Annotated in this window: 9 protein-coding genes; 4 read left to right on the top strand and 5 right to left on the bottom strand. The window is 60.6% G+C overall.

Annotated elements, in window-relative coordinates:
• Nucleotides 1-449 precede the first annotated feature (449 nt).
• Nucleotides 450-6,815, top strand: a complete 6,366-nt coding sequence (locus EYD00_RS04975) for an apolipoprotein A-IV repeat region-like domain-containing protein (RefSeq protein WP_034495736.1) — start codon at nucleotides 450-452, stop codon at nucleotides 6,813-6,815.
• Nucleotides 6,816-6,925: 110 nt separating this feature from the next.
• Here EYD00_RS04975 and EYD00_RS04970 read toward each other — a convergent pair whose 3' ends face one another.
• Nucleotides 6,926-7,843 carry a PhzF family phenazine biosynthesis protein gene (locus EYD00_RS04970; RefSeq protein ID WP_006698029.1) on the bottom strand — a complete coding sequence of 306 codons (918 nt, stop codon included), beginning with the start codon at nucleotides 7,841-7,843 and terminating at the stop codon, nucleotides 6,926-6,928.
• 307 nt (nucleotides 7,844-8,150) lie between these two features.
• On the opposite strand from EYD00_RS04970, the gene EYD00_RS04965 reads away from it, so the two are divergent.
• Together EYD00_RS04965 and EYD00_RS04960 are read left to right on the top strand one after the other, a co-directional pair.
• Complete coding sequence (locus tag EYD00_RS04965) at nucleotides 8,151-8,924, top strand: NAD kinase (RefSeq protein ID WP_004441471.1); 774 nt, start codon at nucleotides 8,151-8,153, stop codon at nucleotides 8,922-8,924.
• A gap of 20 nt (nucleotides 8,925-8,944) precedes the next feature.
• Nucleotides 8,945-9,445, top strand: coding sequence for a hypothetical protein (locus EYD00_RS04960; RefSeq protein WP_004441468.1), 501 nt, complete (start codon nucleotides 8,945-8,947; stop codon nucleotides 9,443-9,445).
• A 25-nt stretch (nucleotides 9,446-9,470) separates the two neighbouring features.
• Here the strand turns inward: EYD00_RS04960 and EYD00_RS04955 are convergent, their stop codons facing one another.
• The 4 genes from EYD00_RS04955 to EYD00_RS04940 form a co-directional block, all read right to left on the bottom strand.
• The gene (locus EYD00_RS04955) at nucleotides 9,471-9,953 is read right to left on the bottom strand and encodes a cysteine hydrolase family protein (protein ID WP_004441466.1); all 483 of its coding nucleotides are present in this window, start codon (nucleotides 9,951-9,953) and stop codon (nucleotides 9,471-9,473) included.
• A 75-nt stretch (nucleotides 9,954-10,028) separates the two neighbouring features.
• Nucleotides 10,029-11,160 (bottom strand): peptide chain release factor 2 gene (gene prfB / locus EYD00_RS04950; protein WP_004441463.1). Its coding sequence is split into 2 segments (ribosomal slippage): nucleotides 10,029-11,090 and nucleotides 11,092-11,160, totalling 1,131 coding nucleotides; the frame shifts between segments, so codons are not numbered across the junction.
• 98 nt (nucleotides 11,161-11,258) lie between these two features.
• On the bottom strand, nucleotides 11,259-13,706 hold the full coding sequence (locus tag EYD00_RS04945; protein ID WP_004441461.1) for a penicillin-binding protein 1A: 2,448 nt from the start codon (nucleotides 13,704-13,706) through the stop codon (nucleotides 11,259-11,261).
• 325 nt (nucleotides 13,707-14,031) lie between these two features.
• Entirely contained in the window at nucleotides 14,032-15,291 is a 1,260-nt protein-coding gene (locus EYD00_RS04940) for an N-acetylmuramoyl-L-alanine amidase (RefSeq protein ID WP_034495741.1), read from the bottom strand.
• A 645-nt stretch (nucleotides 15,292-15,936) separates the two neighbouring features.
• Between EYD00_RS04940 and EYD00_RS04930 the strand changes: the two genes are divergently transcribed.
• Nucleotides 15,937-18,831: an Rne/Rng family ribonuclease gene (locus tag EYD00_RS04930; RefSeq protein WP_004441454.1), complete on the top strand. Its 2,895-nt coding sequence runs from the start codon at nucleotides 15,937-15,939 to the stop codon at nucleotides 18,829-18,831.
• Nucleotides 18,832-19,037: the final 206 nt, after the last annotated feature.

Here is a 19,037-nt window from a genome sequence, read left to right as displayed (position 1 = left end):
TGTTTCGTGTCACATCTGTGTCGTATTCAGGCATCCTAACCGGTGCTATCGGCTTAAATTACGGCGTGACGCGGCTGAAAATCTTCTGCTATGGTTAATTTATGTTAAACTTATGCGAAACAAGGCGTTCAGCGTGAAACTTAGGTTTAAAAACTGTTAAAAAGCCGACACTTCGCCACCACCGCAAATCCGCATTAATTGTTTCGAACACCTAAATGTGTCACTACGGTACTGCTGTTGCTGCGAGGCCTAAGCACAAGCTTTGTTATTGCGGCACAGTGTTGTAATTTCGCCCGAAAGCTGGATCACCAGCATTCGGGATTTGGTAAGTGGCGGGATTGTTCTCTCATGAGGGATATGTTCCGCTGGCATGATGGCGGCAGTCCGCCTGCATAGGCAGGCGGTCCAACGGCATGAAGCCGGGCGTATGTGTAACGAGGCGTAACCGCATGGCGAATAACAAGATCAGCGACTCTGTCGACGAGACTGCTTTCCAGGCATTGGAAGATGCCCTGCAGCTTGGCGCTTTCGAAGAAAAGCCGGAGACGCGGAAGACTGCAGCGCCGAAGCAGCCGGAGGCCAGAGTGAAGGAAGCCAGCAGACCGACCCCTGCTCCCGAAGTCGCGCGCACGCCTGTCGAACCGGCGCCGAAATCGCCCAATCTCGAAGCGGCCAATGACGGGTCCAAGCGCAGCCCGGCCATGATCCTCAAATCGCTGGAAGGCGGGTCCATCGGCGGCGCGCTTCGCAACGCCACGATCATGTCGGTCATATGGGCGCTCGGCGGCCTTGGCATCGCGCATCTTCTTTACGGCAATGCGCTCTGGAATATCGGTTCGCTTTCCGACCTTGCCGCGATCCCCGGCCTGATGGCGATCGTCGTCGGCATTCTGGTGCCGGTCATGTTGTTTTTCGCCTTCGCCATCATGATGGCGCGTGCCCGCGATCTGCGCAACGCCGCCCGCTCCATGGCGGAAGTCGCGCTTCGGCTTGCCGAACCCGAAACCGTTGCCTCTGACCGCATCATGTCCGTTGGCCAGGCGGTTCGCCGTGAAGTCTCGGCCATGAATGACGGTATCGAGCGCACCATTGCGCGTGCGACGGAACTCGAAACCCTCGTCCATTCCGAAGTCAATGCGCTTGAGCGCAGCTATGCGGACAATGAGCTGCGCGTGCGCAGCCTCGTGCAGGAACTGACCGCCGAACGCGACGCAATCGTCAACCATGCCGAGCGCATCCGCTCCTCCATCGTCGGCGCGCAGGAACAGATCAAGGAAGAACTCTCCATCGTCGGCGAAGAGCTTTCGATGCGGATCGCCACGACCGGCGAGGCCTTCGCGTCGATGATCGACACACGTTCGGCGGCTCTCCTGGAAAAATCGCGCGCTTCGACGGAAGCGATGGGCAGCCTGATCGCTGCCAAGACCGAGAACCTGCTTCAGGCGCTGAACTCCTCCGGCACGACGATTTCCAACGAATTCGACATGCGGCTGCATAATCTCACCTCGACGCTGGACGAACGCGGTGAAGTGCTGCTCGAACGCTTCGCGATCCATGCCTCGACGCTCGACAGCGGCGTGGAAAGCCTCAACAGCGCGCTTGAAGAACGCACCCGCCAGCTCAACGAGACGCTTTCCAGCCGCACGCTCGAGCTCAACCGCAATATCGAACGCGGCCAGCAGATCATCGGCGGTTCGCTGGATACCGTGCTCGACAAGCTCTCCACGACGCTCGAGGAAAAAGGCCTCTCCTTCCGCCAGAGCCTGCAGAGCACGGCCGACGACGCCATCATGGATCTCGATCTCCGCTCCGGCCTCTATGAGGAACGGATGCAGGCGACGGTGGGTCAGGTCAACTCGGCCTTCGATGAACACGTGGCGCAATTCGCCAGCGCCTTCGACCAGCGCGCCGGCAGCCTCGATAGCAAGCTGATGGAAAGCCTTGCCCGGATCAACGAAACCGTGGCGGGCGGTTCTGAAGCGCTAGACACCATGTTGAGCGCCGGTCTGGAACGCATCGGCACCACCATGACCGATCAGTCGCTGGCGCTCGCCACCGCGCTCGGCACGGGTCAGGAAATGCTGGAAAGCGCGCTTGAGGCCCGGACTCAGGCCTTCAGCGACGCGATCGGCCAGCGCACCGCCGAAATCACAGACGTCTTCGCCAATTCGCACGAGAAGATCGACGCCGTACTGTCGGAACGCAGCAACGCCCTGTTCGGCGCGCTTTCGGCCAGCCAGAACCGTTTCGACGAAGCGCTCGCCAGCCGTTCCATGGCTATTACCGGCTCCGTCTCCGGCACGGCAGAACGCCTCGCTGCCATGCTCGACGAACGTGCAGCTGCGATCAACAACGTCGTCGCCGACGTGGAACGTCGCCTTGCCGAAACGCTCGAAACGCGGGCCGCAGCCATTACCGGCGCAGTCTCCGGCATCGAGGACCGCATCTCCGACACGCTGGAAAGCCGCACGGCTGCCCTGCACGACGTCGTCTCCGGAGCCGAGAGCCGTATCGCCGAAACGCTTGATGGCCGCACGGCTGCGCTTTCCAGCACCATTTCCGGCGTCGAGGAACGTATCGCCGACACCATGGACAGCCGCACGCTGTCTCTCGACATGACCTTCGCTAATGTGGAGGAACGGCTTTCCGAGACGCTCGACAACCGCACCTCCGCCCTCACCGGCATCGTGGCGAGCGCCGAAGAGAAAATTGCCGGCGCGCTGGACAGCCGTACAGCCGCGCTCGGCGATGTGGTGGCGGGCGCCGAAACCCGGATTGCAGAAACGCTGGACGGCCGCACCGCAGCCCTCAACGCCGTGGTTTCGGGTGCGGAAGAACGCATCACGGATGCACTCGACAGCCGCGCGATGGCGCTGGATATGGCCTTCTCCGGAGTCGAGGAAAAAATCACCGAAACGCTCGATTCACGCACCGCAGTTCTCGGCGAGTTGGTGGCCAGCGCCGAAACCCGCATCGCCGGCGCGCTCGACAGCCGCACGGATTCGCTGAAGTCAGTCGTTTCCGGCGCGGAAGAGCGCATCACCGACGTCCTCGACAGCCGCACGATGGCGCTCGACATGAGCTTCTCGGGCGTGGAGGAAAAGATCGCGGATATTCTCGACGGCCGCACCGCCGCCCTGCACAGCGCCGTTTCCGGCGTGGAAGACCGCATTGCCAGCGCGCTGGACACCCGCACGGCGGCTCTTTCCGGTATCGTATCGGGTGCGGAAGAACGCATCGCCGATGCGCTCGACAGCCGCACCATGGCGCTCGACATGACCATTTCGGGTGTCGAAGAACGGATCGCCGAAGCCATGGACGCCAGGGCGTCATCGCTTTCGCTTGCGGCGGCCGGCGTCGGCCAACGCCTGGAAGCCACTGCTTTCACGCTTGAAAATGCGCTTGCCAGCGGCCATGAGCGGCTCGAAACCATGCTTGGCTCGCAGGCCGAGCGTATTGCCGGATCGCTGGAACGCAACAGCGGTCTGATCGAGCTAAGCGTTTCGGGCGCGGCCAACCGCATTGAAAGCGTCGTTGAGGACGGCAGCACCCGGTTTGCGCAGACCGTGGAAGAAGGCGTCTCGCGCCTCGAAAGCAATCTTTCGCAATCGCACGAGGACATCCGCAGCACGCTTGAGCAGCGTCAGGCAGAAATTGCAGCCACGCTCAGCGCCGCCACGACCCAGATGGGCGACATGCTCTCCGAGCAGGCGATGATGATCGGCACCACTGTCGCCTCCAGCGCCAGCATGCTTGAACTGTCGCTCGAAACCCAGCAGGAAACGCTGCAGAAGGCGATTGACGGTAGTGCGGCAACGCTGGAAGAGCGTCTTCGCAACAGCGCCGGCGATATCGCCGTCAAGATCGGCGAAGCCGCACGCGAAATCGGCGGCGCGACGGACGCCCTATCCTCGAAAATCGAGACCTCTATCGGCAACGTCACCACCCGTCTCGACGAAACCGGCACCCGCATCGAGACCTCTCTCGATACGCTTCAGGCACGCGTCGGCGGCGATCTCGCCAATGTGAACACGTCGATCGAGGATGCCGGCCGCCGCTTCGCCGAGGCGCTGGAAGACAAGACAGCCGTCTTTGCGCGCACCAGCGATGAGGCCGCCGAGCGGATCACCGGCATCCTGGACGAGCAGACGACCCGCGTTGCCGACACCTTCGAAAGCCGCACCAGCCGTCTGGCCGAAACCTTCGATACCGGCACGGCCCGCATCGATGAGCGCCTCGGCACGATGGACCGCGCACTGACGATCGGTCTCGAAAACGTCAATCGCACCATCGAAGGCAAGGCCACCGATCTTGCTGTCAGCCTGCGTGGGGCGGTTACCTCTGCCACGCAAAGCATCGGCGACGAAGCTGCCCGTTCCTCCGCCCTGCTGGCGAAGTCCGGCGCGGAGTTCGCCGAACAGGTGCAGGCACAGAACGAGGCCTTTACCAAGGCCATCGAGGAACGCTCGGGTGAAATCGTCAACCGTATTTCGGATGCACAGACGCGCCTCTCCGGCCAGGCTGCCGCCGTGGCGCAGACCTTCTCCGAGGCGGGCAACATCATCGTCAACAAGGTTGCCGAGGCTGAAGCCGTTGTCCGCTCACAGGTTGGTGTCATTTCCGAGACTTTGACGGGTGTTGAATCCGCCCTCGACGCGCGCGGCGAATCGATCCGTTCGGCACTGGACAACCGCACCCGCGAACTCAACTCGATGCTGGCCAGCCGCTCCGCGGAGCTGTCGCGTCTTATCGAGGAAAAGGCAAAGCCTGTCGTCGACGAATATGCCACCATCGGCCGCGAAGCCGCCGAAAAGATCGTTTCCGCCGCCCAGCAGAGCGCCGAGCTTCTGTCGCAGAGCAATAGCGGCATGGTCGGCATGGTGGAGCAGGCAATCAGCGATTATGCCGCCGCCGGAACGGATGCGGCAAGCAAGCTGGTCGCAGCCACCCGCCAGAGCACCGACATGTTGTCGGAAACCCATACTGCAATGGCGGACGCCGTCGAACAGGGTATCGACAAATATGCCCGCGCCGGAAGCGAAGCAGCCAACAAGCTGGTTGCCGCCACTCGTCAGAGCACGGATATGCTGTCGCAGACCCATAACAGCATGGCCGAAATCGTCGAACAGTCGGCAACCAACTTCAATTCGGCCGTTGAGCGCGCCGCTCAGGGCTTCGGTGCAGCGGATGAAGCGCTGAATGCGTCTGCAGCCCGTTTCTCGGAGTCCGCGTCGCAGGCCGCCGACATGGTGTCCAGTTCCAGCCGTCTGCTGGAAGGAAAGATCGACCGTCTGTCGAATATTTCCGGCCAGACGCTGGCGCAGGTCGCTGGCATCGTCAGCCGCTTCGAAGAACATTCCAAGGTGCTGAGCCAGGCATCCGAGCTGCTGAATGCCGCCCAGTCGAGCCTCGTCGGCACGCTGGAAGAACGCCAGGATGCGTTGCGCAGCCTGTCTGTCGGCCTCGTCAAGCGTTCCGAGGAAATCGAAAGCGCCATGCGCAATGTCATTGGTGTGGTAGAAACCACACTTAACGAGGCTGAAGAGCGTTCGCAAAACGTCGCCGGCAACCTGCGTGAAAATCTGCAGGCTTCCTTCTCCGATATCGGCCGCTCGCTTGATGAAACCGAACAGCGCGCCCGTTCGGCGGCACAGACCATGCGGGGCGCCCTGCTTGCCGCCGGTCAGGATGCGAGCCGCTCGATCGAGAGCACGCTTTCCGACGCGCAGAAATATTCCGACGAGCTCGTGAACCGCCTGCGCGGCGGTGTCGAATCCTCTCTTTCGGAAGTCGACAACCTTCTCGGCAGTGCTTCCGAAAAATCCAATGCTGCCGCAGCCAACCTCAAGGAAACGCTGCGCCAGGCTGTCGAGGAAGCGGTGAGCCGCTTCGCCGGCGCGACCGATGAAATCCGTCGCTCAAGCCACGATATCCGCCGCGAACTTGACGCGACCCGCGCCGAACTGAAGCGTGGTGCCTTCGACCTGCCGGAAGAAGCCAAGGAAAGTGCGGCCGCAATGCGCCGCGCCGTATCCGAGCAGATCAAGGCGCTGCAGGATATTTCCCAACTCGTCGGCCGCTCGACGCAGCAGATGGAAGTGTCCGAGCCGGTTGCCCGCGCCATCGCCGCAACCCAGCCGGCCGTCGAGCGCCGTGTAGAGCCGCGCCCGCAGCCCGCAGCCCCGGCGCCGGTTCAACAGCAGCGCCCGGCGCAGCAGCAGCCAGCACCTGCCCTGCGCGGCACGTTGCCGCTCGAAAATCGCCAGGTCGAAAACCGGCAAGTCGAGAATCGTCAGGCACCCGCTCCGGCGCAGCCGGTCGCACCAAGCCAGGCGGGACGTCGCGAAGAAGGCGGCGGCTGGATCAGCGATCTGTTGCGCGGCGCCTCCCAGGAGACGCCCGCAGCCCCCGCACCGCGCGCCAGCACCGAGCAACAGCCGACCCGTGCAGCCGACACCCGTAATCCCCGCCACATGGTGGAATCGCTGAACTCGCTCTCCGTTGACATCGCCCGCGCCATCGATCACGATGCGTCGGTGGAACTGTGGCGCCGTTACCAGCGTGGCGAACGCGACGTCTTTACCCGTCGTCTCTACACGCTGAAAGGCCAGACGACCTTCGACGAGATCAAGCGCAAATATGAGCGTGAAGCGGAGTTCCGCACCGCCGTTGACCGCTATATCAACGATTTCGAGAAGCTGCTTGCCGATGTGGCCCGGACCGACCGCGACCGGACCGTGACACAATCCTACCTCACCTCAGATACCGGCAAGGTCTATACGATGCTTGCCCATGCGGCGGGTCGGTTTAATTGATCTGAACGACACTGAAAGAAAAACCCCGGTGAAGACCGGGGTTTTTCTTTTGCGCGAGCCAGTTGCTTCGCCATCCTTTCACCTTGGGTATTTGACCAGCATGGCCCGCATCAAATTTCGAACGTGCCTGATGCAACCCGCACCGCGTGGCCGCCGATGCGGGCGCGGCCGATTTCGCCGTCCTTGATGTCCATGCGCAGGTGGATGTGAGACGGTCTTTCCATCTCCACCCCCTGCTCGATCAGAAGCGGATAATGTCCGTCAGTCAGCCCGTCGAAATGGTGGATGGCGCCGGAAAGCGCGGCGGCGGCCGAGCCGGTTGCGGGGTCTTCGGCAATGCCCATATCCGGGGAGAACATACGGGCATGGAACTTTGCGGCGTGATTGACACCGCCGCGACAGTAAATATAGGCCGCCGTCAGCAGCCCCTCAACCAGCGGTGCGGTGCGCAGCCACAGACCGGCGTCGAAATCCATATCACGCACTGCGGCGATATTATGCATCGGCACCAGCAGGAAAGGCACGCCGGCCGTCCAGATCGATGGCACATGATTTTCAAAACCGAGATGGCCTTCGCTGACACCCAGCGCATCCGCCAGGGCGGCATGATCGAGGGGCAGGTCCACCCTTGAAGATCTGCGCGGCAGATCGAATTCCGCAAAGCTGACGGCGCCGGCGCGCATTTTCACCGCGCAGCGCACGGGCCCCACCTTCTCCTCGAGTACGCAGACCATATCGATGTCGTCATCGCCATCCCCTCGATTGCGCTCGGCAATCGCTACTGCGGCGCCGACGGTCGGGTGTCCGGCGAAAGGCAATTCACCCGAGGGTGTGAATATGCGCAGGGAAGCCGCGTGCGCAGGGTTGCTGGAGCGATTGATGAAAACGGTCTCGGAGAGATTCATCTCCCGGGCGATGGCCTGCATCGTCCCCTGATCGAGGTCATCGGCATCATACATCACCGCCAGCGGGTTTCCCGCCATTTTCGTCTCGGTAAACACATCATAGATATTGTAGTGCAGCGCCACACCCGTCTCCTGCCATTCGACACCTCGTCTGCCTTGCGCAAACTGCATCAGGCCGCCTTACACCGCAACCCTTGTTGCGACAGGAAATCAAGAAGCTGTGGAACGGCGCGATTCAATGGCATGGCCGGGAGAACGTCTCCCTGCCCGAAAGGCCTTGTCGCCGGCGGCCGTCTTCATGTACCAAGGATGCGTCTTGCGGCTTGCGACCGGAGGTCTTGAACGACTTTCGAAGATTGCGAACCGCTTCAACAGGTTACATTGCAGTCGCAGGCCGGGTCCCGGTCTTCGCCGTTGTCGAGGGAAGCGGATGTCGCATTCTACCTATTCACTATCCTTCGTAGCCTCCGCGACTGCGGAGGCGCAGGCGGCGCTGGAAGAGCTGAAAAGCGCTTATGGCAATACTCCGTTTGACGAAGCGGACGTCATCGTGGCTCTCGGCGGTGACGGATTCATGCTGCAGATTCTCAACGAGACGATGAATTCCGGCAAGCGTGTCTACGGCATGAACCGGGGCTCGGTCGGCTTCCTGATGAACGACTACCGGGTGGAAGGCCTCATCGAACGCATTGCGGTGGCAAGCGGCAACGATTTCCACCCCCTGCGGATGACGACGACGGATTCCGACGGCGACGAGTTTACGGCGCTCGCCATGAACGAAGTCAGCCTGTTCCGCCAGTCGCATCAGGCTGCCAAGCTTCGGGTCGAGGTGGACGGCAAGGTGCGACTGGAAGAGCTGATCTGCGACGGCATGATGGTGGCGACGCCAGCAGGGTCTACGGCGTATAATTTTTCCGCTCATGGACCGATTCTGCCGTTGGAATCGCCGCTGCTTGCGCTGACGCCGGTCAGCGCATTCCGTCCGCGGCGCTGGCGCGGCGCGCTTTTGCCGAATAAGGTCACGGTCGACATTCATGTTCTCGAACGCGACAAGCGCCCGGTGAACGCGGTGGCCGACCACACCGAGGTGAAATCCGTTCGTCATGTACGGATCGCACAATCGCAGGACAGGACGGCCAGAATTCTCTCGGATCCGGACCGTTCGTGGTCGGACCGGGTCCTCGCCGAACAGTTCAACAACTGAAGCCAACGATCGACAATGCCATGCAACTGACAAGAACCATCATCGCAGCCTGCCTTTTCGCCGCCGCCGCGCTTCCGGCGCGGGCGCAGACGGAAGCGATTGACGCGCTGCCGGTCTCGGCGATCTTTGTCACCAGCAGCGGCATGTGGGAAGATCGCAATCTTGAGCCGGTGAAGGGGCCTGACGGGCAGCTGCGGCCCCCACCTGCCTCACCAACGCGCGGCTATTACAAGGTCATCGCCATACGCCAGGGCGATGGTACGGCGAAAATTTATCTGCAGCGCATCGCCTTTACCGCCGAGGGGCCGAATCTTCTCGAAAATATCGAGCTTGAGGAATTCAGTCAGATGAAGTCCTATGTCACGGATATTCGTCCCGAAAGCTCGAATGGAGCGCCCGCCTCGCCCGGCCTTTTCGTGACGGTTTATCTCAAGACCGATCCGATGAGCAAGGAAGCGGAAAGCTGGACGATCCTGATCGACGAGCTGGGTGAGATGAAGGTTGAGAAGGCTTCGAACTAGCCCGTGATTGGCCGGTGGGCAGTCGTCATGCAATAGTCTGGGTGTTCAACTCATGAGGGCCATCCAGAACTGCACCGAAATGATGCTTCCACAAGCGCGCGCCCAGTTCGCCGCTGCGGTCGAGACTCGAGCCGACCGTCAGCCACGGCAGAAGCGTGGGATGAAGTCCCGCATCGAAGAGCGCAAAACCGGCAGCCAGAACGCAGGTATCTGCCTGTATGCCGCAGACCAGCACGCGGTCGAGCTTCAGCGACAGAAGATAGTCGATGGCCTCCCGTGGCGGCGCATAGCCATGTTTAATGAAGATGCGATCGGCAACCACCAGCGACTCATCGTCCCTGCCCGGCTTCCAGCCAAGTTGCCGTTCAAATGGCGTCACGCTTTCGTCATGGCGTTCGACAGTCGCGAGGCTGGGCATGGTCTGCGCGAGACTGGATATCTCGGCAACCAGCGTTGCCGGAGGATTGAAGCTCGGCTGGATGTCGACGATATAGAGCGCCTGTTTCATGCATCTCCTCCAATGAAAAACCCCTCGCAATGGGTTCGCGAGGGGTGATCTTTTTCGATCGACGCGCCTAGGGCCTCAGTCGATATCCGCCACGTCCACATCCGCACCGCCGCTGATGCGGTGGGCAAGAGCGGCTTCCATGAATTCGTTCAGGTCGCCATCCAGCACGTTGCCGGGCGCCGTGCTTTCCACGCCGGTACGCAGATCCTTCACCAGCTGGTAAGGCTGCAGGACGTAGGAGCGAATCTGGTGGCCCCAACCGATATCGGTCTTGGATGCCGCCTGCGCATTGGCCGCTTCTTCCCGCTTCTGCAGCTCCACCTCATAAAGGCGGGCACGCAGCATGTCCCACGCCTTGGCGCGGTTCTTGTGCTGGGAGCGTTCCTGCTGGCAGGCGACGGCAATACCGGTCGGAATGTGCGTGATGCGCACGGCCGAGTCCGTGGTGTTGACGTGCTGACCGCCCGCACCGGACGAACGATAGGTATCGATGCGGCAATCGCTTTCATTGATATCGATCTGGATCGAATCGTCGACGACGGGGTAAACCCAGACGGAAGAGAACGACGTGTGGCGACGCGCGTTGCTGTCATACGGCGAAATGCGGACGAGGCGATGCACGCCCGATTCCGTCTTCAGCCAGCCAAAGGCATTATGTCCCTTGACGAGGATCGTCGCGGACTTGATGCCAGCTTCTTCGCCATCGTGGACTTCCAGAACCTCGACCTTGAAACCTTCACGGTCGGCCCAGCGGGTATACATGCGCAGCAGCATGTTCGCCCAGTCCTGGCTTTCGGTGCCGCCAGCGCCGGAGTGCACTTCGAGATAGGTATCATTGCCGTCGGCCTCGCCTGAGAGCATGGCTTCCACCTGACGGCGGTTTGCCTCGCTCTTCAACGCCTTCAGCGCGTCTTCGGCGTCCTTGACGATTTCATCATCGCCCTCCATCTCGCCGAGTTCGATCAGCTCGATATTGTCACGGAGCTGCTGCTCCAGCGCCTTGACGCCATTGATGCTGTCATCGAGCTGCTGGCGCTCGCGCATCAACTTCTGCGCCTCTGCGGCATCGTTCCAGAGGGTCGGATCCTCTGCCTTGTTGTTCAACCAGTCCAGTCGTCTTATCGCCTGGTCCCAGTCAAAGATGCCTCCTCAGCAGGCTTATGGCCTGCTTGATTTCGTCGACTACGTTCACGATTTCATTGCGCATTTCGCTGGTTCTTCACCTTCATTGAAACTCGTTGCTCAAATAAATGCGGGGGGCGCGGATGTAAAGACCCGCGCCCCCGCCAAACGTCATGGCTGATGTCAATAAAGGCCGCCGCCACCGCCGGTGATGGCCTGCTGCGCCTGTGGCGAGGTCTTCAGAATATCTTCCTGCGACATGTAGCCTTCAGCACCGATGACCGAGAAGCTATCGGCCGGGCCTGTGCCGGGCTTAAAGGCTTCCATGATCGTGTCCGGTTCGCCTTCCGCTGCCGCCATGCCGGTCTTGCGGTTGACGGCGACGAAGTTCATGCCTGCAGGCACGATGAACTTGCTCGGCTGGAGATGCTTGGCCGCATCGGCGATGAATTCACCGAAAATCGGCGCAGACAGCGAGCCGCCGGTACCACCGCGACCGAGCGGTGCGGGCGAGTCGAAACCAATGTACAGGCCGGCAACCATGTCCGGCGTGTAACCGACGAACCAGGCATCCTTTTCATCATTGGTGGTACCCGTCTTGCCGGCAACCGGCAGATCGACCTTGATCTTGCCTGCGGCCGTACCGCGCTGCACGACACCTTCCAGCATGGAGGTGGTCTGATAAGCGGTCATCGGGTCCAGAACCTGTTCGCGGTTGTCGACGATCACAGGCTCATCCTGGTTCTGCCAGCTGGTAGCGTTGCAACCTTCGCAGGCGCGCTCCTCATGGCGGAATATCGTCTTGCCATAACGGTCCTGAATGCGGTCAATCAGCGTCGGCTTGATCTGCTTGCCACCATTGGCGATGACCGAATAGGCCGAAACCATACGCATCACGGTGGTTTCACCAGAACCGAGCGACATGGAGAGAAGCGGCGGCATCTTGTCGTAGATGCCGAAGCGTTCGGCATATTCCGCCACCAGATTCATGCCCATGTCCTGCGCCAGACGCACGGTCATGAGGTTACGGGACTTTTCGATGCCGAGGCGCAGGGTCGAGGGACCTGCAGAACCGCCGCCGTAATTCTGCGGTTTCCAGACCTGGCCGCCCGACACCACCTCAATGGGCGCATCAAGAATAACCGATGCGGGCGTATAGCCATTGTCGAGCGCCGCTGCATAGATGAACGGCTTGAACGAGGAACCGGGCTGACGCATTGCCTGCGTCGAGCGGTTGAACTCCGATTGCGCATAGGAGAAACCGCCGACCATGGCCAGAACGCGGCCGGTATGCGGGTCCATCACCACCATACCACCCTGGACCTTGGGCGGCTGCCGCAGGCGATATTCATTTCCGGAGCTGGAAAGCGGTTGTGCATAGATGACGTCACCGACTGTCAGGACGCCAACCGGAGACTTGGCGGTGGCTTTCTTGCCTGCCGCGTCACGATAGGCCCAGCGCATGTTCTCCGCAGAGATGTGACCGCGCGTGCGCTTGTCGCCATCTTCCGCATCGGGGTCGGCCTGGATGCCGATATCGACACCATCTGCGGCAACCGCAAGCACGACCGCGACCTTCCATTCCGGAACGTCTCTCAAGCCCTTGACCTTGGCAAGCGCAGCCGTCCAGTCGCCGGCCGTCTCGATCTTTTCGATGGGTCCACGGAAACCGCGACGCTCATCATACTGCACCAGACCATCCTGAAGCGCCTTGCGGGCCTCCATCTGAATCTGGGGATCGAAGGAAGTGCGAACGGAAAGGCCGCCTTCGAGAAGTGCTTCCTCGCCGTATTTCTCGACGATCTGGCGGCGGACTTCTTCGGCAAAGTAGTCGGACGCGAAGATATGCGCGCCACCGCGGCGCAGGTTCACTCCAAGCGGCTGTTTCTTGGCGTCTGCAGCATCGGAGGCCGTGATATAGCCGTTTTCGGCCATGCGGTCGATCACCCAGTCGCGACGCTCGAGAGCCGCCTTTTCGCGGCGGATCGGGTGGTAATTGGCCGGACCTTTCGGCAGCGATGCCAGATAGGCGGTTTCCGCAATGGTCAGTTCCGTCACCGACTTGTTGAAATAGGTGAGCGCCGCGCCGGCGATGCCGTAGGAATTCAGGCCGAAGAAGATCTCATTGAGATAAAGCTCAAGAATCTTGTCCTTGGAATAGGTCTGCTCTATGCGGAAGGAAAGAATGGCTTCCTTGAGCTTGCGGTCGATGGTCTGGTCGTTTGTCAGCAGGAAGTTCTTCGCGACCTGCTGGGTGATGGTGGATGCGCCCACCGGACGGCGGCCGGAGCCGAAATTCTGGATATTGACGAGAATGGCACGGCCGAGGCCCCACACATCGACGCCGGGGTGATTGTAAAAATTCTTGTCTTCCGCGGACAGGAAGGCGGCCTTCACCCGGTCGGGAATGGCCTGGATCGGCAGGAACAGGCGCTTCTCATGGGCATATTCCGCCATAAGCGCACCATTGCCCGCATGCACGCGGGTCGTGACCGGCGGTTCATAGGTGCTCAGAACTGCGTAATCCGGCAGGTCCTTCGTCACGCCGTGCAAATAAATCGCACCGGCGGCGGCGGCGCACAGGAAGAGCACGCTGGCCAAGCCGAAAAAATATCCAATCAGTCTGATCATACCAAGCTACCGATAATTCGAATCGTAACCATCCACGCCCGAGGAAACGGGCGCATCTTTGCATATCGCGTGCCGTTTTGCACACCATACCTTCGATGACAAGCCGGATACGGCAGCATTCGCTGATATGTTACCGGGCCACCAGCCCGCAACTCCGCGCCAACGCTTTGCGGACCGCCACCGAATCCGAGTTCCGAGTAACGCGGCGAATGTGAGTAAAATAGGGCTCGGCCCCGTTATTCATCCGCAAGGTCCCGAATTGAACAGCATTTTTAGCGATCAATGGCAACGCGGCAACAGCTCTGCCGACGCGGCGCATTTCCCTTCAACCACCGTTCGCCAGAGCCTTCGAACGGTACCGCCCGACGGCTGTTGCCAGCGTATCGGCCACCTTCTTGCGCCATTCCGCATCGAGAAGCAGCTTCTCGTCGTCAGGATTGGAAAGGAAACCAAGCTCGAGAAGCACCGATGGCACGTCATGGGCGCGCAACACCATGAAACCGGCGTAACGATGTGGATTGTTGATGAGGCCAACCTGCCCCTCGAAGGAAGAAACGATGTTTTCGGCGAGTGTCACCGAGAACGCCTGGGTTTCCCGGCGCGTGAAATCGAGGAGAATATCGGCGACTTCCGGCGGCTCGCTGGAAACGGCGACACCGGCGATCTGGTCGGACTTGTTTTCACGCTCCGCCAATTCCTGCGCCATACGGTCCGACGCGCGATCGGACAAAGTATAGACGGTCGCGCCGCGTATGCCCTTCTGTTTCAGTGTATCGGCATGCAGGGAGATGAAAAGACTGGCGTTGTTCTGCCGCGCGATCGTCACGCGTTCGGACAAGGCAAGAAATGTATCGGAATCACGCGTCAGGAAGGCCTTTATGCCGGGCTCGCGGTTCAGGCGCTCCGCGAGCTCCTTCGCGAACATCAAGGTGATGACCTTTTCCTCGGTGCCTGTCGTGCCACCTGAGGCGCCGGCATCGATGCCTCCATGACCGGCGTCGACCGCGATGACGAATTCCGCCGGGCGGGAAGTCTTGTCCGCGGGAGAAATCGCGGCGGTGGTAACGGGCGCAGGCGCCTGCCACTGCTGCTCCTTCACAAGTTCGGCGAACTTGCCCTTGGTGGTGATTTCCGTATCGAGGACGAAACGGAAGGACTGCCCGTCATCGGCCTTTTTCGTTTCAGCGACCGCCACCCGCACCGGCTTCTTCGCCGTCAGCACGATACGGGCGCTGTTTTCCCCCATTCCGCCGAAGCGAATATCGGAAAAAAGGCCGGTCGGCCTGAGATCGGATGCGGGAAAGCTGAAATTCACCGCCGGGAAGTCCACCACGATGCGGGCGGGCGAATCGAGATAGTGAACGTCGAACTCCGGCTCCTCGGCAAAATCGAGAACGATGCGCGTGCGCGCCTCATCGCCGATGATGCGGGCCTGATGCGCGACGAGCGGCTCCGTGGCCTGGACGGCCGGAACGACGGAAACCGAGGCGACGGCAGACAATGTCACGACAGCCGCAAGCCGCGCGATTCGCGCGCCAATCCACCCTGCCCCACCTGATTTCGTTGCGCTGCGCGTGAAATTCATGGTCTTCAAGAAATTCCGTATTTCAGTCATTTTCGATAACCGGCGCGGTAAAACACCCGGAACGGTGCCGTTTCAACCACGCCGGACGACAATTTGCGCGTTTGCGCCTCACCATCGCAGGCCTTGGTGAACCAATTGTTAACCCGGAAATTCCACCAACAATATGGCATATTTAGCCAGCCTATTGCTATTATGACAGAGAAAACATACAACATGGATGAGGGTTAAAAGTGTTGACGGGATAGATGCCCGCCGGCTGCCAATCGAAAAAGACGCTGGCGCTGCAAATCGGGCAATCATCTGCCGTCGTTACATTTATCCTGAAACTCGATCAATTCCGGCCGTGGCCGGAGACCTACCCGGTGGCGCTGCCACCGCCGCTCTGAGGAGAGCAAATTCATCGGACCCCAAGGGGTCTATATATTATTGTCGTTCCGCCTGGCCAATGATGTCGCAGCAGTTTTCACATGAACCGGATACCAGGAGCAGGCCAAGCGCCTCGCCGTCGGTCCGGATGCTGCCAGTTTACAGACGCCCGGCAGGAGACTTCATTTCCGGCACATCCTTGCACTCATATGAAAGGCTCGTCCGTGTGGCGGGCCTGTTCTCGTATAAAACAAGGCTGCGCCGAGGAGCACAGCTTACATGGCAGACAAAATGCTTATCGACGCCTCCCACGAAGAGGAGACACGCGTAGTCGTTGTCCGTGGGAACCGGATCGAAGAATTCGATTTTGAATCGGAACACAAAAAACAGATCCGCGGCAATATCTACCTTGCCAAGGTCACCCGCGTTGAGCCCTCCCTCCAGGCGGCCTTCGTGGATTACGGTGGAAACCGTCACGGCTTTCTCGCTTTCGCGGAAATCCATCCGGATTATTACCAGATCCCGCTCGCTGATCGTCAGGCCCTGCTGAAAGCGGAAGCCGAGGATCATCGCCGCAGCGACGATTTCGAATCGGCCGATGCGCCTGAGCCCGCCGCCCCGATGATCGACCTTTCGCAGGTGGATCAGCCGGATGTCGGCATTGTTTCCGCAAGCGAAACCACTGAGACCGTTGTGACGGAAGAAGCTGCACCCGTCGTGGAAGCGGTTTCCGAAGAAGCGGCCGTCGAAGTCGTCGCGGAAGAAGCGCCGGCTGAGGAAGAAAAGCCGAAGAAGCGCGTTCGCCGCCCCCGCGCCAAGAAGAAGACAGCCGAAGAAATCGCAGCCGAGGCGGCAGACGCGTCTTCCGAAGACGATGGCAGCACCGGCGGTGAAATGGCCGCGATGGTCGATACCGACACGATTTCCGAGGAAGTCGAAGGTCTTCGCCGCGGCAATGACGATGATGACGACGACGATGACGATCACCACGAAAAGGAAGTGATCGAATCCGTCGGCGCCGAAGACGCCATGGAAGAAGTTCCGGATCGCGTTGCCCGCAAGCCGCGCAAACAATACCGCATCCAGGAAGTCATCAAGCGCCGCCAGATCCTTCTCGTGCAGGTGGCCAAGGAAGAGCGCGGCAACAAGGGTGCTGCACTCACCACCTATCTGTCGCTGGCCGGCCGTTACTCCGTGCTGATGCCGAATACGGCGCGTGGCGGCGGTATTTCCCGCAAGATCACCCAGCCGACCGACCGCAAGCGTCTGAAAGAAATCGCGCGCGATCTGGAAGTGCCGCAGGGTATGGGCGTCATTCTGCGCACCGCAGGCGCCAACCGCACCCGCGTCGAAATCAAGCGCGACTTCGAATATCTGATGCGCCTGTGGGAAAACGTCCGCACGCTGACGCTGAATTCCACGGCTCCCTGCCTCGTTTACGAGGAAGGCTCGCTGATCAAGCGTTCGATCCGCGATCTCTATAACAAGGATATCAGCGAGATCATCGTTTCCGGCGAAGAAGGCTATCGTGAAGCGAAAGACTTCATGAAGATGCTGATGCCGAGCCACGCCAAGGTTGTTCAGCCTTACCGTGACATTCACCCGATCTTCTCGCGCTCCGGCATCGAAGCGCAGCTCGACCGCATGCTGCAGCCGCAGGTGACGCTGAAGTCGGGCGGCTACCTCATCATCAACCAGACCGAAGCTCTGGTTTCGATCGACGTCAACTCGGGCCGTTCGACACGCGAGCATTCCATCGAGGAAACCGCGCTGACGACCAACCTGGAAGCTGCGGAAGAAGTGGCACGCCAGCTGCGTCTGCGCGACCTTGCCGGTCTTGTCGTCATCGACTTCATCGACATGGAAGAAAAGCGCAACAACCGCGCCGTCGAGAAGAAGCTCAAGGACTGCCTTAAGAACGACCGCGCCCGCATCCAGGTCGGCCGCATCTCGCATTTCGGTCTTCTGGAAATGTCGCGCCAGCGCATTCGGGCTTCGGTGCTGGAATCGACCACGCAGGTCTGCCAGCATTGTGGCGGCACGGGTCATGTGCGTTCGGAATCCTCCATCGCGCTGCATGTGCTGCGTGGCGTCGAGGAATATCTGCTGCGCAACACCACCCACAACATCACCGTGCGTTGCACGCCGGAAACGGCGCTCTATCTGCTCAACCACAAGCGCGGCACGATTGTCGATTATGAAGGCCGCTTCGGCGTGTCGATCATCATTGCCGCCGACTCCGGCGTCGGCGCCCAGCATTTCGCCATCGATCGCGGTGAAGCCGTCGAAAATCCCGTGAAGATCGAAAGCCTCATCCAGATGCTGCCGAACTTCGTGGAAGAAGAAGACGATTTTGTCGCCGAGGTGGAAGAGGACGAAGACGAGGAAGAAATCGTCAAGACCGAAAGCGCCCAGCCCCGCCAGCAGCAGCAGGGCGACAATGGCGAAGAAGGCAAGCGCAAGCGCAAGCGCCGTCGCCGCCGTCGTGGCAAGGGCGGTCAGAACGACCAGAACGGCTCGCTTGAGGCCGGTTCCGGCAACGACGCTGACGGCGACGATGCCGAGGGTGATGACGACGGGATCGACACCGATGACAATGGCGTTGAGACCGAAAACGGCACTGCGGAAGCTGTAACCTCCGAAGAGGAAAGCAAGCGCAAGCGCCGTCGCCGCGGGAAGCGTGGCGGTCGCCGCAATCGTGCAGAGGACGAAGCTCTCGACGCTTCCGGCGCTGAGGACGAAGGCGAAAGCGAAAGCGACGAAGCGCCTGTAACTGAGGCACCGGTAACCGAAGAGGCGACCGCAGCCGAAGTGGTGGAAGGTGTCGTTGCCGACGTCGTGGAAGAGGAAGCACCGAAGAAGCCACGCCGTACCCGCAAGGCGAAGGCCAAGACGGAAACCGAAGAAGCGCCGAAGGCCGAAGCGGTTGAAACGGTGGAGCCGGTGATAGTTGAGGAAACCGTCGTGGATGTCGCTGTTGAAGAAGCAGGCGAAGCGTCGGCCGATGTCGCTCCGCAGGCGGATGCACCGGCGAGCGAAGAAAAGGTCCGCGCGAACCGGGGCAGCAATGTTTCGACTTCGGAGCCGGTGGTTACGTCGTCGTCTCCCAATCCCGATGGCGATGAGCCGAAGCCGCGCAAGGGCGGCTGGTGGCAGCGCCGCGGCTTCTTCTGAGAGAAGCTACGTTCTGGATAAAAGACGCCCGCAACGATGTTGCGGGCGTTTTCTTTTATCGGTGCAAAGAACGGGCCCTTTTAGGGCCACTGACATTTCCTCATTCCATGCTTGTCACAGGAACGCAGTCAACGCATGCCCGCGGCGGGAGCGTCCTTTCAGCCCAAAGACCTGGGCTGGATCCCTTTAACAGGCACGGGATGAGG

It is taken from the genome of Agrobacterium sp. 33MFTa1.1, assembly GCF_004328495.1.
Classification (GTDB): domain Bacteria; phylum Pseudomonadota; class Alphaproteobacteria; order Rhizobiales; family Rhizobiaceae; genus Agrobacterium; species Agrobacterium pusense.
Note: the sequence above shows the minus strand (reverse complement) of the source record. Positions and strands in the feature narration are given on the sequence as shown.